Genomic DNA, 18,627 nt, shown 5'->3' with positions numbered 1-18,627 from the left:
TTTTTAAAAAGGATTGGCATACCATTTGACTATCAGGGCTTTCGAACCATTCGGGAATTTTTCCCTTATGCATGAAGAAAGTCTTAAGAGCAATTAGTGTCCTTATCATATTGATTCTATTTGGTGTTCAGTGCACCTTTTTGGAGAAGCATTTTGGAGTCAAAGAGGATCAACCTACCTATATCCTCGATCTCAAGGGGATTCAAAAGCGAGGAAGTATTCGCGCCGCTGTCGATAATAATTCTACGGGGTATTATATCTATCGGGGAAGGACGATGGGTTATGAGTATGAGCTTCTTCGCGATCTAGCCCAACGCTTAGGCGTTTCGTTGGAGCTCAAGCAAGTTGTTAATATTGAAAAAGCCTTTGATAGACTCCAAGAGGGAGAGGTGGATTTGATTGCAATGAATCTTGAAATTGATTCCCTCCGACTTCAAAAAGGTTCTTTCACGCTTCCTTTAGGAACGATCAATACTGTATTGGTAGGAGCAACAGATTCTCCTAAAATCCAAGATTGGAAAGAGCTAGAAGGCGATACCATCTACGTTCGCCAAGGAGCAATTTATAAATCCCAGCTTTGTGTGATTAAAGATTCTGTGGATGTTGATTTTACGGTTTTAGAGTCTAGTTTGCACGAGGAAAGCTTGATTGATCAAGTAGTCGAAAAAAAGATCAAGTGGACTGTTGCGGATCAAAATATTGCACGTGCCAATGCAACATATTATGATGGGCTGAATATTTCATGGACTATTTCGGAAGATAAGGAAGTGGCTTGGGTTGTGAGACAAAGCTCTCCCATTTTACTTGAGGTAGTAAATGAGTGGATGGAGGATAAGCAAAAGCGGTTTATTCCCATGCTCTATGCAAAGTACTTTTTGAATTCAAAAAACAGTTATTTCAGATCGAATAGCCCTTTCTCTTCTTTGGCGGGGAATCGGATTTCTATTTATGATGATTTGATAAAAGAAGGGGCAAGCGAGTTGGGATGGGATTGGAGATTATTGGCTTCTCTTGTTTATCGTGAATCTCGTTTTGACACAAGTGCTACCTCCTATGCAGGAGCTCAAGGCTTATTGCAGTTGATGCCTGTTACCTTGGAGCGCTTTGGAGTGGAAAATGCAAATGATCCCATTGAATCTTTGCGTGGAGGGGTTCGCTACCTTCAATATTTGGATAAATTTTGGATGGAGCGAGTTCCAGAGGTAAACGAGCGAATCAAATTTATTTTGGCCAGCTATAACATCGGTCACGGGCATGTGGAAGATGCCTGGCGATTAGCATTAAAATACGGGGCTAATACACAAACTTGGGATGAAGTTGCCGAATATTTGGCATTAAAAAGTGATCCCGAATATTATCGGGATCCTTTGGTACGAAGTGGCTTTGCCAAGGGGCACTTGGCTGTGAATTATGTTCGAGATATTCTAAGTGTATTCGAATCTTACAAGACCTTGGTAAGTCCTTAAGACTCCTCGTTTAATTCGAATAGCGCTTCAATTTCAACAGGAATATTATCCGGCAAAGAACCCATTCCTACCGCAGATCGGACTCCGACTCCATTTTCCTCACCCCAAACAGCTGCAAATAGTTCGCTACAGCCATTGATAATGTAGGGGTGCTTTTCAAAGGTTGGTACACAGTTAACCATCCCCAAGACTTTTACAACTCGCTTGATCCGGTTGAGAGAGCCCACATTTGCTTTGATTGTAGCCAACATCGCGAGTCCAACTTGTCTTGCTGCGATTTTTCCTTGTTCCGTATCGAGATCCTCTCCAATTCGTCCAATGATCAAGCTTCCATCTGATTTAACCGTGCCATGTCCAGAAAGGTATAGGTACTTTCCATCTTGTAGGCAAGGCTTGTATACTCCCAAAGGCTTTGGAGCAGGTGGAAGTTGAAGTCCTAGTTTTTCAAAATTTTCTTCAGGTGAATTCATAGTTTTTAAATTAAATAAAGAGATCTAATGCCAAAACGCCAATCAGTCCGATGATAGCAACCAGAGTTTCCATCAAGGACCAGGTTTTTATGGTGTCTTTGATGCTCAGGTTGAAGAACTCCTTGTACATCCAGAAGCCAGCGTCATTGAAGTGAGAGAACATCAAACTCCCCGCACCTATGGCTAAGACCAAAAGGTTCGGGTCCACATTCATAGTATGGATAATGGGTGCAATGATCCCTGCAGTAGTCAATCCAGCCACTGTAGCTGAACCCACACATACTCGAATGATCGCTGTAATCGTCCATGCTAAAATCAAGGGGTGCACCGACCAAGATTGCAGTCCTTCCGCGATTTCTTGACTTACTCCCGAATCCGTAAATATTTGTTTGAGTGCCCCTGCTCCCGCTACGATTAATAAAATCATGGCAATATCCTTGGTCGCTTGGGTGTAGCTTTCCATGAGTTTTTTCATGGGCGCCTTTCTTCTGATGCCTAAGGAGTAGGTAGCATATAGGACGGATACTAACATGACGACTCCAGGATCACCTAAGAAAGAAAACACGCTGGAAGAGGGGTGACCTTCGGGTAAAAGAAAGCTAATTAATGTTGTACTGATGAGTAGAAAAACTGGCAATAATGCTGTGATTAGGCTGTTTGCAATGCCAGGAAGCTCTGATTCGGGTAGAGGTTCTGCTTGAAAGGTTTTAAGTGGATGGGATTCAATCTTTTTTAGCCGCGTGGCAAATATAGGACCGGCAATTGCCACAGTTGGAAGGGTAATCAGCAATCCATAAAAAAGTGTTAGACCCATATTCGCTTCAAACTGAGCAACCAGCGCAGCAGGAGATGGATGGGGAGGAAGAAAACCATGAGTGACGGATAAGGCTGCTAAAAGAGGGATACCCACATAGACTGCAGATAGGCGATATTGATAGGCTACCGTAAAAGCCAAGGGGACTAGCAATACAAAGCCTACATTGTAGAAAAGTGGAATTCCGACAATAAGTCCGGTCAAAGACATAGCCCAGGTAATTCGGTTTTTTCCAAAAAGGCCCATCAAAAATCCAGATATCCGCTGGGCAGCACCACTTTCTGCAACTAATTTTCCCAGCATGGCCCCCATCACAATGACGACAACTAAGTCGCCTAAAAGATTACCCATTCCCTTTTGTACTGCACCGGCGATTTGATCAATAGGCAATCCAAGCAGGAAACCTGCAACAATAGAAGCGATCAGGAAGGCCAAGAAGGGGTTAAGCTTTGCCCATACGATCAACAACACCAAGAGGGCGATACTTACAAGGACAAAGAAGATGGTCATAGGCTAAGAATGGGTTTACCTTTCAAGATAAAAAATTCCATTTCTTTTTTGGACTTGCAAATCGTTCAAAGGGGATTTTATTTTTTTACCCAGCGGAAGGTGAACATTTGTTCTGAGGTAAAAATCCGGATTAGGTAGGTTCCGGGAGCAACATTTTCTAAAAACTGTTCAAGGTTTTTCCTTTTGTGAGGAGCATACCAGATTGAGATGCCTGCTTGATTAATTACTTGTGAATTGATTGGCTGATTGATTAGCGCTTTTGGGATCTCTATAGAGATAGGCCCTGAACTGTGAGGGTTAGGAAAAATAATTCCAGTTTCCGGTAAAATACCTATTGGTGTTAGGAGTATAGTCGAAGACCAAGAGTGAAGATTTGAGAGGTCCTCAGAATGTTTGATCCGATAATAGGAGGGGTAAAATAAAGATGCTGAATGATCGATGAATTCATATCTGCTTTGATCTTGAACGGGTATTTCGATCAGTTTATCCCAATTTTTGGTTGGTTCAAGGCTTCTGTAAATAGTAAAAATACCTGGATTTGAATTCGCCACTTCCCAAGTTAGGATGCTTTTGGAATTAAGTCTATTGACTTCAAAGCTTAGAAAATCGATTGGTAGAATACTTAGGGTTCGGAAGCTTCCAACGGTAAAGTTGATGCCTTCTAGATCATTGATAGGAACAAGCCGTCTTGCCCATAGTAATACTGGGTCCAGGCCAGGTAAATTGCTACCAGGCGCCGCATATCCCGTGCCGACTATTCGAAGATCATCGACATCGTCCACAATAAGTTGATCAGCAGAAATTCGCATTTTTAATTCCTCGGTGCTTGGATTCAATCCAGAAAATTGGAAGTAAGAAAATAGACGATAGAGAATAGTGGTCCCATCCGTATCATTGAATCCCGAATTGTATTCAGCACCTTCATACTCCGTAAACCGGATTTCTAGATTGCCTCCGTCAGTATTTCCTAAAAGTTGAACCGTTCTATTCCCTCCATTTCGGACATCTTCAAATGGAAAGGTTCCGTTGATTGCAGTTAGAATAGTGGGTGTATTTAGGTAGGTGAAAACATCCACATTTTTCCAGCTTCCTCCAGAATAGGAAATACCTCCCAAACCAGATGAATTAACCTCCAATCCATTCCCATTTAGATTAAGACTCCCGCTTTGGATGAAAAAAGTATGGGATATGGAAATATTTTCCTCTGTAATTACCTCACCCGTCGGCTTATTTAGCGTCAGGTTTTCAGTAGTTAGGGGAAATCCTTCAACCCGTTGATCGGAGGTTCCTACAAAATGCAAATGGCTCGAATTTGCAATAATTTCACCGGATCCGGACTGAATCAAATCTCCTGTTATAAATAGTTCAGGAGGTAAGGTTAAGTTCTCACTTCCCTGAAGTTCCAAATCATGAATTGAATTTGGGATCGCTGCGTCAGGATAACTTTTTGACAAAAAGGATTTCGGTCCACTACCTCCACGGTGGATAATTTTTCCATTGAGTTGAAAATTAGCTGCTTCAATTTGAGGGGTTTCTCCTTCCAGTATCAACTCTCCGCCCGGAAGAACCGAAAAGAGTAATGCACTTATCGAACTTGACCGGAATAGAATTCCTTCATCGCACTCGCTGATTAATTGTGCTCCTCCCTCTATAGTAAATTCACCATAGGGACCTGTTCCATAAACTGTTGTTTCGGTATTAAATGAAAAAGTTGCACATTTTGCAGGATTGACACTGGTGTCTAATCGCTGAATTACCGTTCCTGATCGGATGGTAAAACTTAACGCTTTGAAAGCTTCTTCAATAATCAAGGTTTGTCCGGGTCCGGGATCAAAAATGACTGAGTAGCGACTTCGATCTGATTGGGCACTCCAAGCATTTTGAGGGATAATGACTCGGCTAGTACCACGGAAGGTTAAAGTGGAGGAAATTGAATTTCCGATCCAGTTGATGCTATTCCAAGCTCTGTTGGGGATACCAGGGGCTGGGCCTTCAAATCCCTGTAGGGTTCCAAAAATGTCCAGATTAAAACCATTGAGATTTAGTTTCTGACCTGCTCCAGCCTCCGCGTTTATGAATAAACTTTTTACGGATTCATTTTGGGTTAAAGTGAGTAGGTGGGTTTGATCGATGTAAATGTCATGGTTTTGGTCAGGAGGAGCGCTTGCAGGGATCCAATTACTCCCATCATAAACTTCCCAGATAGCTATTGTCTGAAAGTTTCCGGATGAAATGGTCCGATAGGAGCCGATTTCCTGAGCCGTAACAATTCCGTAGGAGCAAATGATTGCTACTGCGAATGCCGACAATATCCTGTATATTCGGCCATTAAAAAGGTGCCAAAGGGGCATCGTTTTGTCCCTACCTAACATTTTAAAAAGAAGTTGAAAAAGGATAACTAATTTAATAAAATGAGATTGAAAAAGAAAGTATTCGGTCTAATTATTTTTTTGATTATCAGTTACTTCGGTAATGTAAAAGCCCAAACTTATCAAATCAGTTTGCTGACTTGTGATCCTGGAGATGAGTTGTATATGGCCTTTGGCCACAGTGCCATCCGGGTTTTTGATAAAATCAAGGGGACAGACTATGTTTTCAATTATGGTACCTTCAACTTTAATACTCCCAATTTCTATGGGAAATTTGCCGCTGGAAAGCTGGATTACATGCTCAGTGTAAGCTCCTACGCTGACTTTATTTCCACCTATGCCAATGAAAAACGAGGCATTAAAGAGCAGGTCTTGGACCTTTCTTTGGAACAGGAGAGATACATGGTGGAATTTCTTCAAGTGAATTACCTTCCAGAACGTCGGTTTTACCGATATGACTTCTTTTTTGACAATTGTGCTACTCGTATTCGGGATGCCATGGACTTGGTTTTAGGGGATAAATTGGTCTGGAGCAAGGATGAAATGAATGAAACAGACAAGACCTTCAGGGATTTAATTGATGAATACGTAATCAATATGCCTTGGGCTGATCTGGGAATAGATTTGGCCTTGGGGGCGGTTATTGACCGAAAAGCTTCCAATTGGGAGGCCCAATTCCTTCCAGATTACATGGAAAAGTCCTTTGCTAAGGCAAGTATCGTAGGAGATGGTCCTACCCGTCCTTTGGTGAAAGAAACTAGGGTCCTCCTTGATTTCCCCAAGCAAAATTCAGAAATGGATTCCTTCAATCCTTATTGGATGTTTTGGGCAATTGCGATAGCCTTTACCTTGATCACTTACATTGGGTTTAAGCGAAAGCGGCTCTACCTTGGATTTGACATGGTCTTGTTTTTTGTATTGGGTCTCCTAGGTGTGGTGGTGTTTTTACTATGGTTTGCGACAGAACATTCTGCCACGCAGTGGAATTGGAATATTCTCTGGGCTTTTCCAGGCCATTTGATTCTAGCCTTTGCTTTATTACGAAAACAACCTAAAGCATGGGTCAAAAAGTATTTGCTTGCTGCTTTGATATTAGCGGATGCTGCAGTTGTTTTTTGGATTTTGGGATGGCAATCTCTTCATCCAAGTTTGATTCCGATTTTGTTGGTTTTGATACTTCGAACCAATTACCTCTACTACAATTTGGAAAAATATAGGACGCTGAAGGCTTAATTCTGAATGCGCTAAACTTTTGATGCCACTAGTGGTGTTTCTATAGGATCATGGAATTCAAACTAACATCAGACTATCAGCCGACAGGCGATCAGCCCAAGGCAATTTCCGAATTAACGGAGGGGATTACAAATGGCGATCCAGCCCAGGTGCTTCTTGGAGTTACCGGTTCTGGAAAAACTTTTACCATTGCCAACGTCATTCAAGAAGTCCAGCGTCCAACCCTTGTCTTGAGTCATAATAAAACCCTGGCCGCGCAGTTATATGGGGAATTCAAGCAGTTTTTTCCTGAGAATGCGGTTGAATATTTCATTTCCTATTACGATTACTACCAGCCTGAGGCCTTTATTCCCAGTTCGGGAACCTATATCGAAAAAGACCTTTCCATCAATGAGGAAATCGAAAAGTTGCGACTAAGCGCGACCTCCTCGCTGTTGACCGGAAGAAGGGATGTTATTGTTGTTGCCTCCGTTTCATGTATTTATGGTATCGGGAATCCTGAGGAGTTTGCAAAGAGTGTCATTCGCGTGCAGGAAGGAGATCGAATTCCCCGGAATCAATTCCTGTTTAAGTTGGTGGATATTTTATATTCCCGAACGCAGCATGAATTGACCCATGGAACCTTTCGCGTGAAGGGAGACACAGTGGATATTTTTGTGGCTTATGCGGATTGGGGTTATCGGATTTTCTTTTGGGGAGATGAAATAGAAGCGATCCAGCGAATTGATCCGGTAAGTGGAAAGAAATTGAATGATGAGAAGATCATTTCCATTTTTCCAGCAAATCTTTTTGTGACTGGCCGAGAAACCATCAACCAAGCCATTCATGAGATTCAGGATGACATGGTTGCTCAAGTAAATTTCTTTGAAAAAGAAGGAAAGTTCATCGAAGCCAAGCGACTTCAGGAACGAACCGAATTTGATTTGGAAATGATTCGGGAATTGGGATACTGTTCAGGGGTGGAAAACTATTCGAGGTATTTTGATAGAAGAAAGCCGGGTATGCGGCCATTCTGTTTATTGGATTATTTCCCCGATGATTATCTTTTAGTAATTGATGAATCCCATGTAACTGTTCCTCAAATCCGGGCCATGTGGGGAGGAGATCGTTCCAGAAAGGTCAATTTGGTGGATTATGGTTTCCGCTTGCCTTCCGCGTTGGACAATCGTCCTTTAAAGTTTGATGAATTTGAAAATTTGACCAATCAAGTCATCTATGTTTCAGCCACACCTGCCGATTATGAGCTTGCTAAGACCGAAGGCGTAGTAGTCGAACAGATTATTCGACCTACGGGATTGTTGGATCCAACCATTGAAGTCCGTCCTAGTCAAAATCAAATTGATGACCTGCTGGAGGAAATTGATCAAACCATAAAAAAAGAGGCTAGGGTATTGGTCACTACGCTTACTAAGCGAATGGCCGAGGAGCTCCAGAAATATTTGGAGCGCGCAGGTGTAAAATCTCGATATATTCATTCCGAGGTAAAAACCTTGGATCGAGTGGAAATCCTTCGGGAACTTCGATTGGGAATATTCGATGTGTTAGTAGGAGTGAACCTCCTCCGGGAAGGGTTGGATTTACCAGAGGTGGCTTTGGTCGCTATTTTGGATGCAGATAAGGAAGGATTTCTCCGTAATGAGCGAAGTTTGGTACAAACTATAGGCAGGGCAGCCCGTAATTCTGAAGGCCGGGTGATCATGTATGCCGACCATATTACAGATTCCATGCAAATGGCTATCGATGAAACTAAACGCCGAAGAGCTCTTCAAACTGCTTACAATGAAGAACATGGAATCACCCCGAAAACAGTGATCAAGTCACGGGAAAAAATCATGGGGCAGACCAAAGTGGCAGATTCCAAGAAAAATGCGAAGGTATATGCAGAGCCGATGCCTGGAGAAGCGGCTATTGCTGCAGATCCGGTTGTTCAATACTTGGGCAAGGAAAAGCTGGAAAAACTCATTGCCCAAACCCAAAAACAAATGGAGAAGGCTGCCAAGGAATTGAACTTTATGGAGGCCGCACGTTTGCGTGATGAGTGGATGAGTCTAAAAAACCGATTGGCTGAATTAAATCAAGGGCCAAGAACCTAAGCAGGAGAAATCATGACACTTCAGGAATTGAAAAAGCTCGCTTCAAAAGGGGAAGGACTTTGTTTAGAGTTCAAGAAAAAAGCGGCTTATCCTGAGAAGATTGTCCGTGAAATTATTGCCTTGGCTAATACGCAAGGAGGCTATCTATTGGTAGGCGTGGATGATGATGGTACCGTAAGTGGACAGCGATTCATTGAGGAGGAGGTATTTGTTTTGGAAAAGGCAATTTCAGAATTGATCCAGCCCAACCTTGACTATGATGTTGAAATCAACAAGATCAATGAAAAGAAGGGGGTAGCGATTTTTGATATCCCTCAGAGTAAAAGCAGACCTCATTACTTCATGGAAGGGAATCGGAAAAGGGCCTTTATCCGGGTTGATGATAAAAGTGTGCAGGCAAGCCGAGAAGTGTGGGAGATCCTGAAACGAAGTAAGAACCCCCGAGATATTGTTTTCACCTATGGAGAAAAAGAAGAAAAGCTGATGAAAATACTGGGCGAGAGAAATAAGGTGACTTTATCTGAGTACATGAGGGAAGCGAAATTGCCTCGGTTTTTAGCCAGTAAAACGCTTGTAAGGCTAGTTTTGGCCAATGTTTTAGAAATACATCCCCAAGAATCCCAAGATTATTTCACCTTGAAAGAGGCGGAAGCTTGATCCCTGTCTGAAAAGTAAAACCTTCATTTCCTTGAAGGCCTCCGGTATGGATGGCTAGAATTTTTGAACCTCTAGGGAAATGGTTTTTTTTGATTAGATCCCAAATTCCAAATATCATTTTTCCTGTATAAATGGGATCTAGGACGATCCCAAAGGTCTCAAAAAACCACCAAATAAAATCTATGAGAGGCTGCTGGTAGTTGGCGTAGCCCCCAAAGTGGTATTCTGTAGAAATGCTGAAATGAGTTTTCGGCTCGGTTTCAAACTTTTCCAATAAGGTTTCAATTTCCCGATGTATAAAATTTCCCTTCAACGAAGATAGTCCCACTATTTCTTGATGAGGAGATGCGGATTTCAAAATTCCCACGAAAGTCCCCCCTGTCCCGATGGATACACAAATATGACTGTAAATAGCATCCTCTTCTTCCAGGATTTTTTCCGTTCCTTGAATAGCTTCTCGGTTAGTGCCTCCTTCCGGAATAAGGTAGAAATCTCCAAATAAGGTTTTCAGGTTTTCAAGGAATTCTGGAGTTGTTTTTTCTCGATATTGGCTTCGGGAGATGTAATGGAGCTCCATACCCTGCGCTTTTGCAGCGGCTAATGTAGGATTTAGTGGGAGTGTTTCTTCACCTCGGATGATTCCAATGGAATGAAATCCCAAAAGATGGGCCGCATGAGCCACCGCATGAATGTGATTGGAATAGGCGCCTCCAAAAGTCAACAGGGTATTTTTCTTTTCCTGTTTAGCTTGTAGAAGATTGAAAAAGAGTTTGTAGAACTTATTGCCGGGGACGAATTCATGGACCCAATCCAATCGCTTTATCGATAGCTCTATCCCTTTTTCTTCTAAAAGGGGATGATCAAGCGGTTGGTTGATAACAGGGTTAGCGTCCAGCATGGAAAAGCTTTTGGGGAAGTTACGAGAGATCCTTGTATTTTTACAACATGTTACCAACGGAAGAGGAATTTGATGAAGAGGATATTGCCCTCTATGAGCATCATCGGATCGCAGTAGATAAAGGACAGTCCCTCGTCCGAATCGATAAATTCCTAACCGAAAAGGTCGCCAATGCGACTCGCAACAAAGTCCAACAAGCAATAGATAATGGTTTTGTATTGGTAAATGGACTTCCCACAAAATCCAATTATAAGGTTAAACCCTTTGATGATATTCGAGTCATGCTTCCCAAGGAACCTCGGGATACCGAAGTCATTCCTGAAAACATCTCGCTGGACATCATCTTTGAGGATGCATATTTATTGGTAGTCAATAAACCTGCAGGGATGGTGGCCCATCCAGCCCATGGTAACTGGACAGGAACCTTGGTCAATGCCTTGGTCTATCATTTTCAGCAACTTCCGGAGATGAAGGGGAATGTTGGACGTCCAGGTTTAGTCCATCGGATAGATAAGGATACCTCGGGACTTTTGGTAATTGCCAAAACCGAAGAAGCAATGACAGGTTTGGCAGCGCAATTCTATCATCATACGATAGAGCGGACTTATTGGGCTTTAGTTTGGGGAGATTTTCAAGAAAATGAGGGGACCATCACAGGTCATGTAGGGAGAAGTGCAAAGGACCGGAAGGTTATGGATGTCTACCCAGATGGAAGTCAGGGAAAGCATGCTGTAACCCATTGGAAAGTTCTCAAACATCTCCGCTATGTTAGTTTGATAGAATGTAGATTGGAGACAGGCAGAACGCATCAGATTCGGGCTCACATGAAATTTCTAGGTCACCCGCTATTCAGCGATGCTATGTATGGAGGAGATAAAATTCGTAAAGGAACGCAGTTTTCGAAGTATAAAAGTTTTGTTGAAAACTGTTTTCAGATTATGCCTCGCCAAGCCCTTCATGCTAAATCCCTGGGATTCGTGCATCCAATTACAAAAGAGAAATTATTTTTTGAGTCGAGCTTACCAGATGATTTTCAGGGTGTTTTGGAGCGATGGGAAAATTATGTTCAATTCGAGTAATCCATAAAGGAAATTATTCACATTTTTTTGGCTCATTCGAGGAAAAGTAACCTCTAATCTTGAAGAAAAGAGAAGATCCCCTTCATTTTTTAGGAAATTCATTAAAAATCCCCTTGAAAAAAAGTCAAAAATCTAATTTTTGAACCCTTTAAAATTTACGAATAATTAATTTTCAATCGTTTCCGTTAAAAATAATGTAAAAAATTAATTAAAAGATTGAATAATTTGTAATAAAGGATTCGATTGCTGTATATTTGAATCAGTCAAACGGCTAAAAGTTCTAATTCATACTGTAGGATGTTGAAATTGGCAGACAAGCCCTCCTGTCTCGGGGGTGGGGATCCAAGGACAAAGCATTTAGCGAGCTCGTGAATGCCTAACAACTCCGTGGAGGTTCGAATCCTTCTCCTACAGCAGGTTATTTTGGGTTTATTGTTAATTGATTAAAACCATGGAATTCTATTTCATGGTTTTTTTTTGCCCGATACTTTGATTCAATCCTTCGAAATCGATTGAGGATTTGTTAAAAGATTCTTGGAAATCAAGGATTAAATTTCTAAATATTTAATAGAAAAATATTTTTAATAAAAATAACATAAAAAATAACAAAATTTTTTGCGAAAAGTGCAATAAAAGAAAGCTTTTATTAATTTTGAAGCATCAAGATTTCAAAGAGGGATTTTGAGAACTATTCAGCATAAGGCTTGAATAATTATAAGAAGCGGCGTTTAAGCAAGGGAGGCAGTTCATTTTTTTGACTGTAAGTTATTCGTCGCTCTTCTTTTGATTGACCGAACCGGAGGTAACACAAAGGTTCATAAAAATATAATCCTGTAGGATGTTGAAATTGGCAGACAAGCCCTCCTGTCTCGGGGGTGGGGATAAGGGAAAAAGCATAGCTCAAACCGGACTATTGCCTAACTGCTCCGTGGAGGTTCGAATCCTTCTCCTACAGCAAAAGCAGCTATTGATGGCTGCTTTTTTATTTTTTATCGGGGATTTGGTTATTTTTCCTCAAATATCTTTTCATGCTTAAAGGAATCAAAGATCGGCTAACCCATCATCCAAAGCGCAAGCGTGCATTGAAGTATGGGTTTATTTTTTTGCTTACGATTCTGTTTCTAGAATTCATTGTCTATTTCGGTTCCAACTTTGTGCTGTTAAACTGGGCCCGCCTAAAAATTAATCAAGCAACAGGAGGGGTTTATCTAGTTGAGTTAAACAGTTTGAATTTCTCCTTACTCCGTCGCGGTGTTTTTTTATCTGGAGTGGTGCTTCATCCGGATCCCTTGGCAAAGGGGAATGAAGATCAAGTTCTTTTTGATTTTCAGTTAGATGAATTGAGCATACGAGATGTTTGGTATCATTGGGATGATAAATTTTTGGTGATCGGAGATATTCGATTAGACAATCCAAATCTTTCCCTGCAGCTTCCTCCGGGAGAAAAGGATCAAAAACAAGAAGTTTCAAGTGAGGAAAAAATTTCCGGGGTGAAACGTTTGGAAAACGAAATCAAAAAAAGTATCGATAAATTGATCTTGGGGGGTATTCTGATCGAGAATATCGAAATCGAAGATGCCAATTTATTCTTTCAAAACTTCCTTAGCCCTAATTCAATCCATGCCCAAAACACCCGTTTGCATATTTACAATGTAGACTGGAGGCAGAAACAAGAATGGACCAATCCTTTCAACGCTGAAGGCTTTGATTTTGAATTGCAGGAAGTTCAATTTTCATTACCAGATGAGGTTCACACCATCAATGCAGGCGATGTATTTATCAGTTCGATGGAAAATCAAATCCGAATCAAGAAATTCTCCTTGACTCCGGACCGTAGGCAAGAAAGGCCTGTTTATTACGATTTGAACCTTGAAGAACTTCGGATTGGGAATGTGGACTTGAATAGAGCCTTTCGAGATTCAGATTTAGAAATCGATGAAATTGTATTGAATGACCCTTCGATAAAAGTTTTTCACAATAAAACGATTGTCAAAGAAAATAAGGGAACAGGTGATTTGAATGATTTGATTGATGGTTTGTTGAATTCCATTCACATTCAGGAGCTTTCTGTAAACAGAGGACAGTTTTTGTCCACTGGTTCTTTAGACAGTTTAGAAAACCGGATCGAGTCAAAAGATTTCGATTTTAAAATGGTCGAATTCTATCTGGGTGAAGACGAGGAACGGAAGCAAAACCAATTTTTTTACGGCAAAGATGCTGCTATGGAACTGGAAGATTTCGCCATGTTTCTTTCGGATAAATACCATGTTATTCGGGGCAAGAAAGTAACCGCTTCTTCTTTTTTGAATCGAATTTTAGTGGAAGGCTTTGAGATGGTTCCTCGAGAGGAGATTAACGCAGAGCTAGCCCCCAATCAAACCATTAATGCTCAGCTTGCCAAGTTGGAATTTGAAGATGCGGATCTTAAAAAACTTTATAACGAAGGAATTTTAAATGTGGAAAAAATCCTTCTTCAATCTCCCGAAGTAGAATTAACTGAACTTCGGGGGACAAAAAATCAAAAAGTCGAAGGTTCACCGTCTTCCAATCTTTTAGAGGGTTTTCTATCAGGAGCGACTATTGGAAATTTTGATCTAAGGGATGGTAAAATCCAATTTAAAAATGCTTCAGGGATCCGATCTGATGATATTGGATTTGAAAAGTTCAGCCTTAATCTAGAGCAGGTTAAAGTTTCCTTGGATTCTGTCCTGAAGCTTCGAGATATTTTGTTGGCAGAGGAAATGGTACTCAGCTTGGATCAATATAAGCTAAAATTGAGGGATAATCTTCACATGTTTCAAGCTGGGCAAGTGGTCATTGACTCCAAGCGGGATTTAATTGAGGTTCGTGATTTTTCACTTCGTCCAGAAGATCCAGCAAATATTCGTCGAACACTTGAAACCTATGGGAAATCTGTTGCCCTAGACTTACAAGTCCCGTTTTTCCAGGTAAGAGGGATCGATATCAGAGCGGCTCTATTGGAAGAAGTCCTCGTGGTGAATGAGATTTTTGTTCCTAAACCTGAATTCAGCTACACGAAATTTCAGAAAACGGCCAGTCCGAAAACAGCCTCCAATCCAACGTCAATGGAAGACTTCGGACAATTGCTTTCAACTTATTTCAGAACGGTTTCTATTGACTCAGTTCGTTTTGAAGAAGGGAAGTTGGACTTCACGGATTATTCTGGCAGGAAAGAAATAAGCTTTTCAGAAGAGGAATTGTCTCTTTTTTTGAAAGGTTTTTATTTAGATCCTTCTCAGGAAGTTGATCCATCCAAGACATTTTTTTCTGATGAAATTATTTTAGACTTAGCAGATTATTCTTTCAGCTTGGCGCAGGGAGATTATGATGTTGCAACCAGTCATCTTCGGTTTAATACGAAGAACCAAACTCTTGTAATTGATACCTTACGCTTGGTTCCAGGTGAAAACCTTTATAGTCGATTAGGGCTTTCCTTGGTTTTACCAATGGTGTCATTTGAGGGGCTGGATTTGGAAGAGTTTTTATTTGAAAACAGTCTTTTGCTGGACCGTCTGGTTGTGGATGGAAGTAATATAAATCTTGAAATAAAATCTGATTTGGAAGCTTCAGAGCAGATTAGTTCAAAAAAGAGAATTAAGGATATTCCAGCAATTTCTGAAGTACAAATTGGAGAGGTGATGGCATCCAATGCTGACTTTTCGCTTCGTTATCAAAAAGATGGACAAGACAATCAGTCTATTAATACCAAGTTTGATCTTGCAGTAAGGGATTTGAGATTAGATGATGATTCTAATATCAGACAGGACGTATCCGGGCTCTTTAGCAATATTTCCATTTCATTAAATGATTTTCAATTTAGTCTTCCAGACAGTGTTCACAAAGTGGCTTTCTCCCAATTCAATTTTGATAGTGGAGAAGATGAGACTGTTTTTGCGGGTTTAACCATTAATCCCATTGACCCTCAATCTGAAGAAAAACCTTATTTCCAAGGGACTATTGAAGAGGTGGGAATTCGGAACAATAAATTTGCTGAAGTACAAGAAACGGGAGTTTTCGATATCAAGAATTTGCGGATTAAAGGTCCGGAATTAAAGTTGGTATTAAATGGGCAAAAGCAGGAAAAGACCAATCCAAAGAAAGGGAAGGAAAATAATCAAGACGGGTTAATTCAGGGGATCCTCTTGCGCCAAATTGGATTAGAAGACGGTAAAATAGCAATTCATCAAAAAGACAAGGGGCCCTTAAATGGCTTAGCCTTTCGGGAAATTGATGCGGAGCTGAAGGGATTGGATTGGGATTTAACCCAAATGTCGGATCATTCCATTTTGGAGGAATTATTGGAGGGAGATTCCCGGGTTTCCTTTGGGGATTATGAGTTTTTTACAAAAGATAGCATGGAGTCGGTTCGAGTAGGGAAAGTCTTATTTGATGGGGAAAACCTAGAGCTCGATCAAGTTCGATATGCTCCAGCTATGGGTAGGTATGCCTATTTGCGAAAAAAAGGATTTCAAACCGATGCAGTTGATTTAAAAATAGACAAGCTTCGGGTCGAAAAGATTGACTTCCCCGCCTATTTTGAGGAGCAAAAGGTTATCGCCCATAAGGTTACCGGAGATGACTTCCAACTGGATATTTTCCGGGATAAAAGACTTCCGCTCTTGGAAGGGGTCTACAAGCCCATGCCTCAACAGATTCTCAAAGAAATGCCCATGTCTGTATTTATCGATTCCCTATTGCTGAGTCAAGGGAGGATCCGATATCAGGAATTTTCGCCAGGATCTCCATTACCAGGGGAGATTATTTTTGAAGATGTTACGACTGCTATCGCGCCGATTGCCACTAGTATGGAATCTGAAGAACATCCCGTCAAGGAAATGGATATCATTGCGAATACCAAATTGATGGGAGCGGGAGAAATCAACATGCAAACCCATCTATTTTTTGAGGAGCCCTACCCCATGGATGTGACGATTCAATTAGGGCCTATGCCTTTGGAGCCTTTGAATGACATTCTCTCAAAAGGTGCTTTTTTGAATGCGCGAGAAGATGCCCAAGTGGTGTCAGGAGATTGGAGTTTCCGGATGGATGATCATGAGGCCATCGGAAATATGCGTTTTCATTATGAAAACCTAAAAGTGGATTTTTTGGACTCGATGACCTTGGAAAAAGGGACCGGAAAGCTTTCATTGATGACTTTCTTGGCGAATACCCTGGTTAAGAATAACAATCCACGCAAGCTTTTTGGCTATACCGTGCTTAGCGATATTTATGTAAAGCGGGATACTTCCAAATTCATGTTTAGCACATGGTGGAAAGCTACACTAAGCGGGTTAAAAGGCTCTGTAGGTTTGGGGCAACCGGCAATCCCTGTCCGAAAGGAAGAGGAGGAAAAAGAAGATTAATCCCGATTATTTTCGGATGATTTTTAATTGTTGCTGGTATTTACCCCAGTTCAACTGTAGGATAAACAATCCTAAATCAGACCGTAAATGCTGATTCACTACTTCAGAAACCTGCTCTGGTGATCGAACGGTAAAGCTTTCTGATACTCCTCTAGCATCCGAAACTCGAACATAGATCGGTTCATCCGCATAAACTGAAGTGTTGATTAATTCAATGTTTACCTCTCCATGTCGATTGCTTGGGTTTGGATATACGGTCCAATAATTCGTTCCCGCTATAGCTGGGACAATAATGGATTGTACATTGGAATAGGAATATTTTTGGTCAAAGCTAATATCCTTCAATCGATAGTAGACGACTCCTCCTGAGGCAGGAAGGTCTTCATCCAGGAATTTGTATTCCACGGGTTCCATGGAATACCCTGCACCGGCTACCTCGCCGATTTTTTCCCAATTGTTAATGCCATTAACCGAACGTTCGATTTCGAAGTGGGAGTTTTCCCATTCTTTAGCCGTGGCCCAGGTTAGGAGGCCTGTACGATCTGTTTGATTATAATTGGCCTCGAAGTAGAGGTATTCGACGGCAAGGATTCGGACATTTATATATACAATGTAAACAACTCCATTACCTCCATTTCCACCGCCAAGGTATCCTGCACCGCCTCCAGATCCTGTTTTATCAACTCCAGGATGCCCAATAGGTCCAGGAGCAGTTAAATTACCATCTCCACCAATTTTTACTCCCCCTGCCGATCCCCCTTCACCAATTTTATCCGTTCCATTAAAGAATTCACCTATACCGCCACCACCGGCACCATAATATCGGATGGAATCTCCTAAGGTAAGGATAATACCATCTCCTCCTCTACCACCTTCACCTTGTCCATTTCCTGCAGCTTTTCCATCTTGTCCATCATCAGCTGGTGCTGGTTTCCAAGGTGTTAATCCTCCTCCTCCTCCTCCAGCTACTGAATTCTGAGGTTCACTGTAATCCCCGTTTCCTCCTGGATTGCCAGTATAAACTACTACTGAATCTCCAGTATAAGTTATTGCTATTGGATTTCCTCCCATCCCGAATGATTTTGAAGGATCTGGACTAGCTCCTCCTCCACCTCCAGAAGCACCATCCCCTCCGGGGTTTTGAGCCCTAGATCCTCCTCCTCCTCCTCCGGGAACAATAATTTCAATATCGTTCCCATCAATGTTTCCTGTAAACGAAGATGAATCTCCAGGAAAGCCTGGAAGGTTTACTCCTGGTGCCCCAGGTCCGCCTTCTCCGACCCCTATCGTAAAAGTAGTTCCCGCAGGTAATCCATATGGGTTGGAGGTAGAAAATGTTTGAACAATTAAAGAACCAGAGCCTCCACCACCAGAGCCTTCACCACCACCGCCGCCGCCACCGCCGCTACCAACGAATACGGTAAATTCAGCTAAACCTTCAGGAGCTGTCCAAGAACAATCTTCGTCAAACTCTAAAACTGTAAAACCTGATTTAGAACCATCATCAATAATTGTCAAACAGTCTGTTTGATCCGCATCTGGACAGGAATAAGAAATTACCACAAGGCCATTAGCACCTACACCCTGAGATCCTCCTCCTCCTCCTGCAGGTCTTCCAAATGCTCTATTTGGGGGGGGGGGGGGGGGGGGGGGG

The 18,627-nt window shown here is 41.7% G+C and carries 12 protein-coding genes; 7 read left to right on the top strand and 5 right to left on the bottom strand.

Annotated elements, in window-relative coordinates:
• Nucleotides 1-71 precede the first annotated feature (71 nt).
• Nucleotides 72-1,466, top strand: a complete 1,395-nt coding sequence (locus HWE15_RS06665) for a transporter substrate-binding domain-containing protein (RefSeq protein WP_290506734.1) — start codon at nt 72-74, stop codon at nt 1,464-1,466.
• Here the strand turns inward: HWE15_RS06665 and HWE15_RS06660 are convergent.
• The 3 genes from HWE15_RS06660 to HWE15_RS06650 form a co-directional block, all read right to left on the bottom strand.
• On the bottom strand, nt 1,463-1,936 hold the full coding sequence (locus tag HWE15_RS06660; protein WP_290506733.1) for a RidA family protein: 474 nt from the start codon (nt 1,934-1,936) through the stop codon (nt 1,463-1,465). The genes HWE15_RS06665 and HWE15_RS06660 overlap by 4 nt on opposite strands.
• Before the next feature lie 10 nt (nt 1,937-1,946).
• The gene (locus HWE15_RS06655; RefSeq protein WP_290506732.1) at nt 1,947-3,260 is read right to left on the bottom strand and encodes a gluconate:H+ symporter; all 1,314 of its coding nucleotides are present in this window, start codon (nt 3,258-3,260) and stop codon (nt 1,947-1,949) included.
• A gap of 77 nt (nt 3,261-3,337) precedes the next feature.
• Entirely contained in the window at nt 3,338-5,611 is a 2,274-nt protein-coding gene (locus tag HWE15_RS06650) for a T9SS type A sorting domain-containing protein (protein ID WP_290506731.1), read from the bottom strand.
• Nucleotides 5,612-5,671: 60 nt separating this feature from the next.
• Here HWE15_RS06650 and HWE15_RS06645 point away from each other — a divergent pair, with 60 nt between their 5' ends.
• Genes HWE15_RS06645 through HWE15_RS06635 form a run of 3 tightly spaced genes read left to right on the top strand, consistent with a single transcriptional unit; the run spans nt 5,672 to nt 9,612 of the window.
• Nucleotides 5,672-6,862 carry a DUF4105 domain-containing protein gene (locus HWE15_RS06645; protein WP_290506730.1) on the top strand — a complete coding sequence of 397 codons (1,191 nt, stop codon included), beginning with the start codon at nt 5,672-5,674 and terminating at the stop codon, nt 6,860-6,862.
• Nucleotides 6,863-6,912: 50 nt separating this feature from the next.
• Complete coding sequence (uvrB, locus tag HWE15_RS06640) at nt 6,913-8,955, top strand: excinuclease ABC subunit UvrB (protein WP_290506729.1); 2,043 nt, start codon at nt 6,913-6,915, stop codon at nt 8,953-8,955.
• Nucleotides 8,956-8,967: 12 nt separating this feature from the next.
• Nucleotides 8,968-9,612, top strand: a complete 645-nt coding sequence (locus HWE15_RS06635) for a helix-turn-helix domain-containing protein (RefSeq protein WP_290506728.1) — start codon at nt 8,968-8,970, stop codon at nt 9,610-9,612.
• Here the strand turns inward: HWE15_RS06635 and HWE15_RS06630 are convergent.
• On the bottom strand, nt 9,587-10,510 hold the full coding sequence (locus HWE15_RS06630) for a 1-aminocyclopropane-1-carboxylate deaminase/D-cysteine desulfhydrase (protein WP_290506727.1): 924 nt from the start codon (nt 10,508-10,510) through the stop codon (nt 9,587-9,589). The two genes, HWE15_RS06635 and HWE15_RS06630, sit on opposite strands and share 26 nt — an antisense overlap.
• A gap of 47 nt (nt 10,511-10,557) precedes the next feature.
• Between HWE15_RS06630 and HWE15_RS06625 the strand changes: the two genes are divergently transcribed.
• The 3 genes from HWE15_RS06625 (at nt 10,558) to HWE15_RS06615 (ending at nt 16,973) form a co-directional block, all read left to right on the top strand.
• Nucleotides 10,558-11,589 (top strand): RluA family pseudouridine synthase, encoded by a 1,032-nt coding sequence (locus HWE15_RS06625; RefSeq protein ID WP_290506726.1) that lies wholly within the window; start codon nt 10,558-10,560, stop codon nt 11,587-11,589.
• A gap of 838 nt (nt 11,590-12,427) precedes the next feature.
• Entirely contained in the window at nt 12,428-12,625 is a 198-nt protein-coding gene (locus tag HWE15_RS06620; protein WP_290506725.1) for a hypothetical protein, read from the top strand.
• The gene (locus HWE15_RS06615; RefSeq protein WP_290506724.1) at nt 12,618-16,973 is read left to right on the top strand and encodes a hypothetical protein; all 4,356 of its coding nucleotides are present in this window, start codon (nt 12,618-12,620) and stop codon (nt 16,971-16,973) included. Before HWE15_RS06620 ends, HWE15_RS06615 begins: the two co-directional genes overlap by 8 nt.
• 6 nt (nt 16,974-16,979) lie before the next feature.
• Here HWE15_RS06615 and HWE15_RS06610 read toward each other — a convergent pair.
• A partial coding sequence (locus HWE15_RS06610; RefSeq protein ID WP_367203836.1) for a glycine-rich domain-containing protein occupies nt 16,980-18,627 on the bottom strand: 1,648 nt, incomplete at its 5' end.

This window comes from Algoriphagus sp. (assembly GCF_013373065.1).
Lineage (GTDB): Bacteria > Bacteroidota > Bacteroidia > Cytophagales > Cyclobacteriaceae > Algoriphagus.
The sequence above is the reverse complement of the archived record's forward strand: the minus strand, read 5'-3'. Positions and strand labels throughout refer to the sequence as shown.

Excerpts from the sequence above, each read along its gene's own strand:
- HWE15_RS06665 (WP_290506734.1), top strand. The coding sequence starts at position 72 with ATGAAGAAAGTCTTAAGAGCAATTAGTGTCCTTATCATATTGATTCTA.
- HWE15_RS06660 (WP_290506733.1), bottom strand. The coding sequence starts at position 1,936 with ATGAATTCACCTGAAGAAAATTTTGAAAAACTAGGACTTCAACTTCCA.
- HWE15_RS06655 (WP_290506732.1), bottom strand. The coding sequence starts at position 3,260 with ATGACCATCTTCTTTGTCCTTGTAAGTATCGCCCTCTTGGTGTTGTTG.
- HWE15_RS06650 (WP_290506731.1), bottom strand. The coding sequence starts at position 5,611 with ATGCCCCTTTGGCACCTTTTTAATGGCCGAATATACAGGATATTGTCG.
- HWE15_RS06645 (WP_290506730.1), top strand. The coding sequence starts at position 5,672 with ATGAGATTGAAAAAGAAAGTATTCGGTCTAATTATTTTTTTGATTATC.
- uvrB (WP_290506729.1), top strand. The coding sequence starts at position 6,913 with ATGGAATTCAAACTAACATCAGACTATCAGCCGACAGGCGATCAGCCC.
- HWE15_RS06635 (WP_290506728.1), top strand. The coding sequence starts at position 8,968 with ATGACACTTCAGGAATTGAAAAAGCTCGCTTCAAAAGGGGAAGGACTT.
- HWE15_RS06630 (WP_290506727.1), bottom strand. The coding sequence starts at position 10,510 with ATGCTGGACGCTAACCCTGTTATCAACCAACCGCTTGATCATCCCCTT.
- HWE15_RS06625 (WP_290506726.1), top strand. The coding sequence starts at position 10,558 with ATGTTACCAACGGAAGAGGAATTTGATGAAGAGGATATTGCCCTCTAT.
- HWE15_RS06620 (WP_290506725.1), top strand. The coding sequence starts at position 12,428 with ATGTTGAAATTGGCAGACAAGCCCTCCTGTCTCGGGGGTGGGGATAAG.
- HWE15_RS06615 (WP_290506724.1), top strand. The coding sequence starts at position 12,618 with ATGCTTAAAGGAATCAAAGATCGGCTAACCCATCATCCAAAGCGCAAG.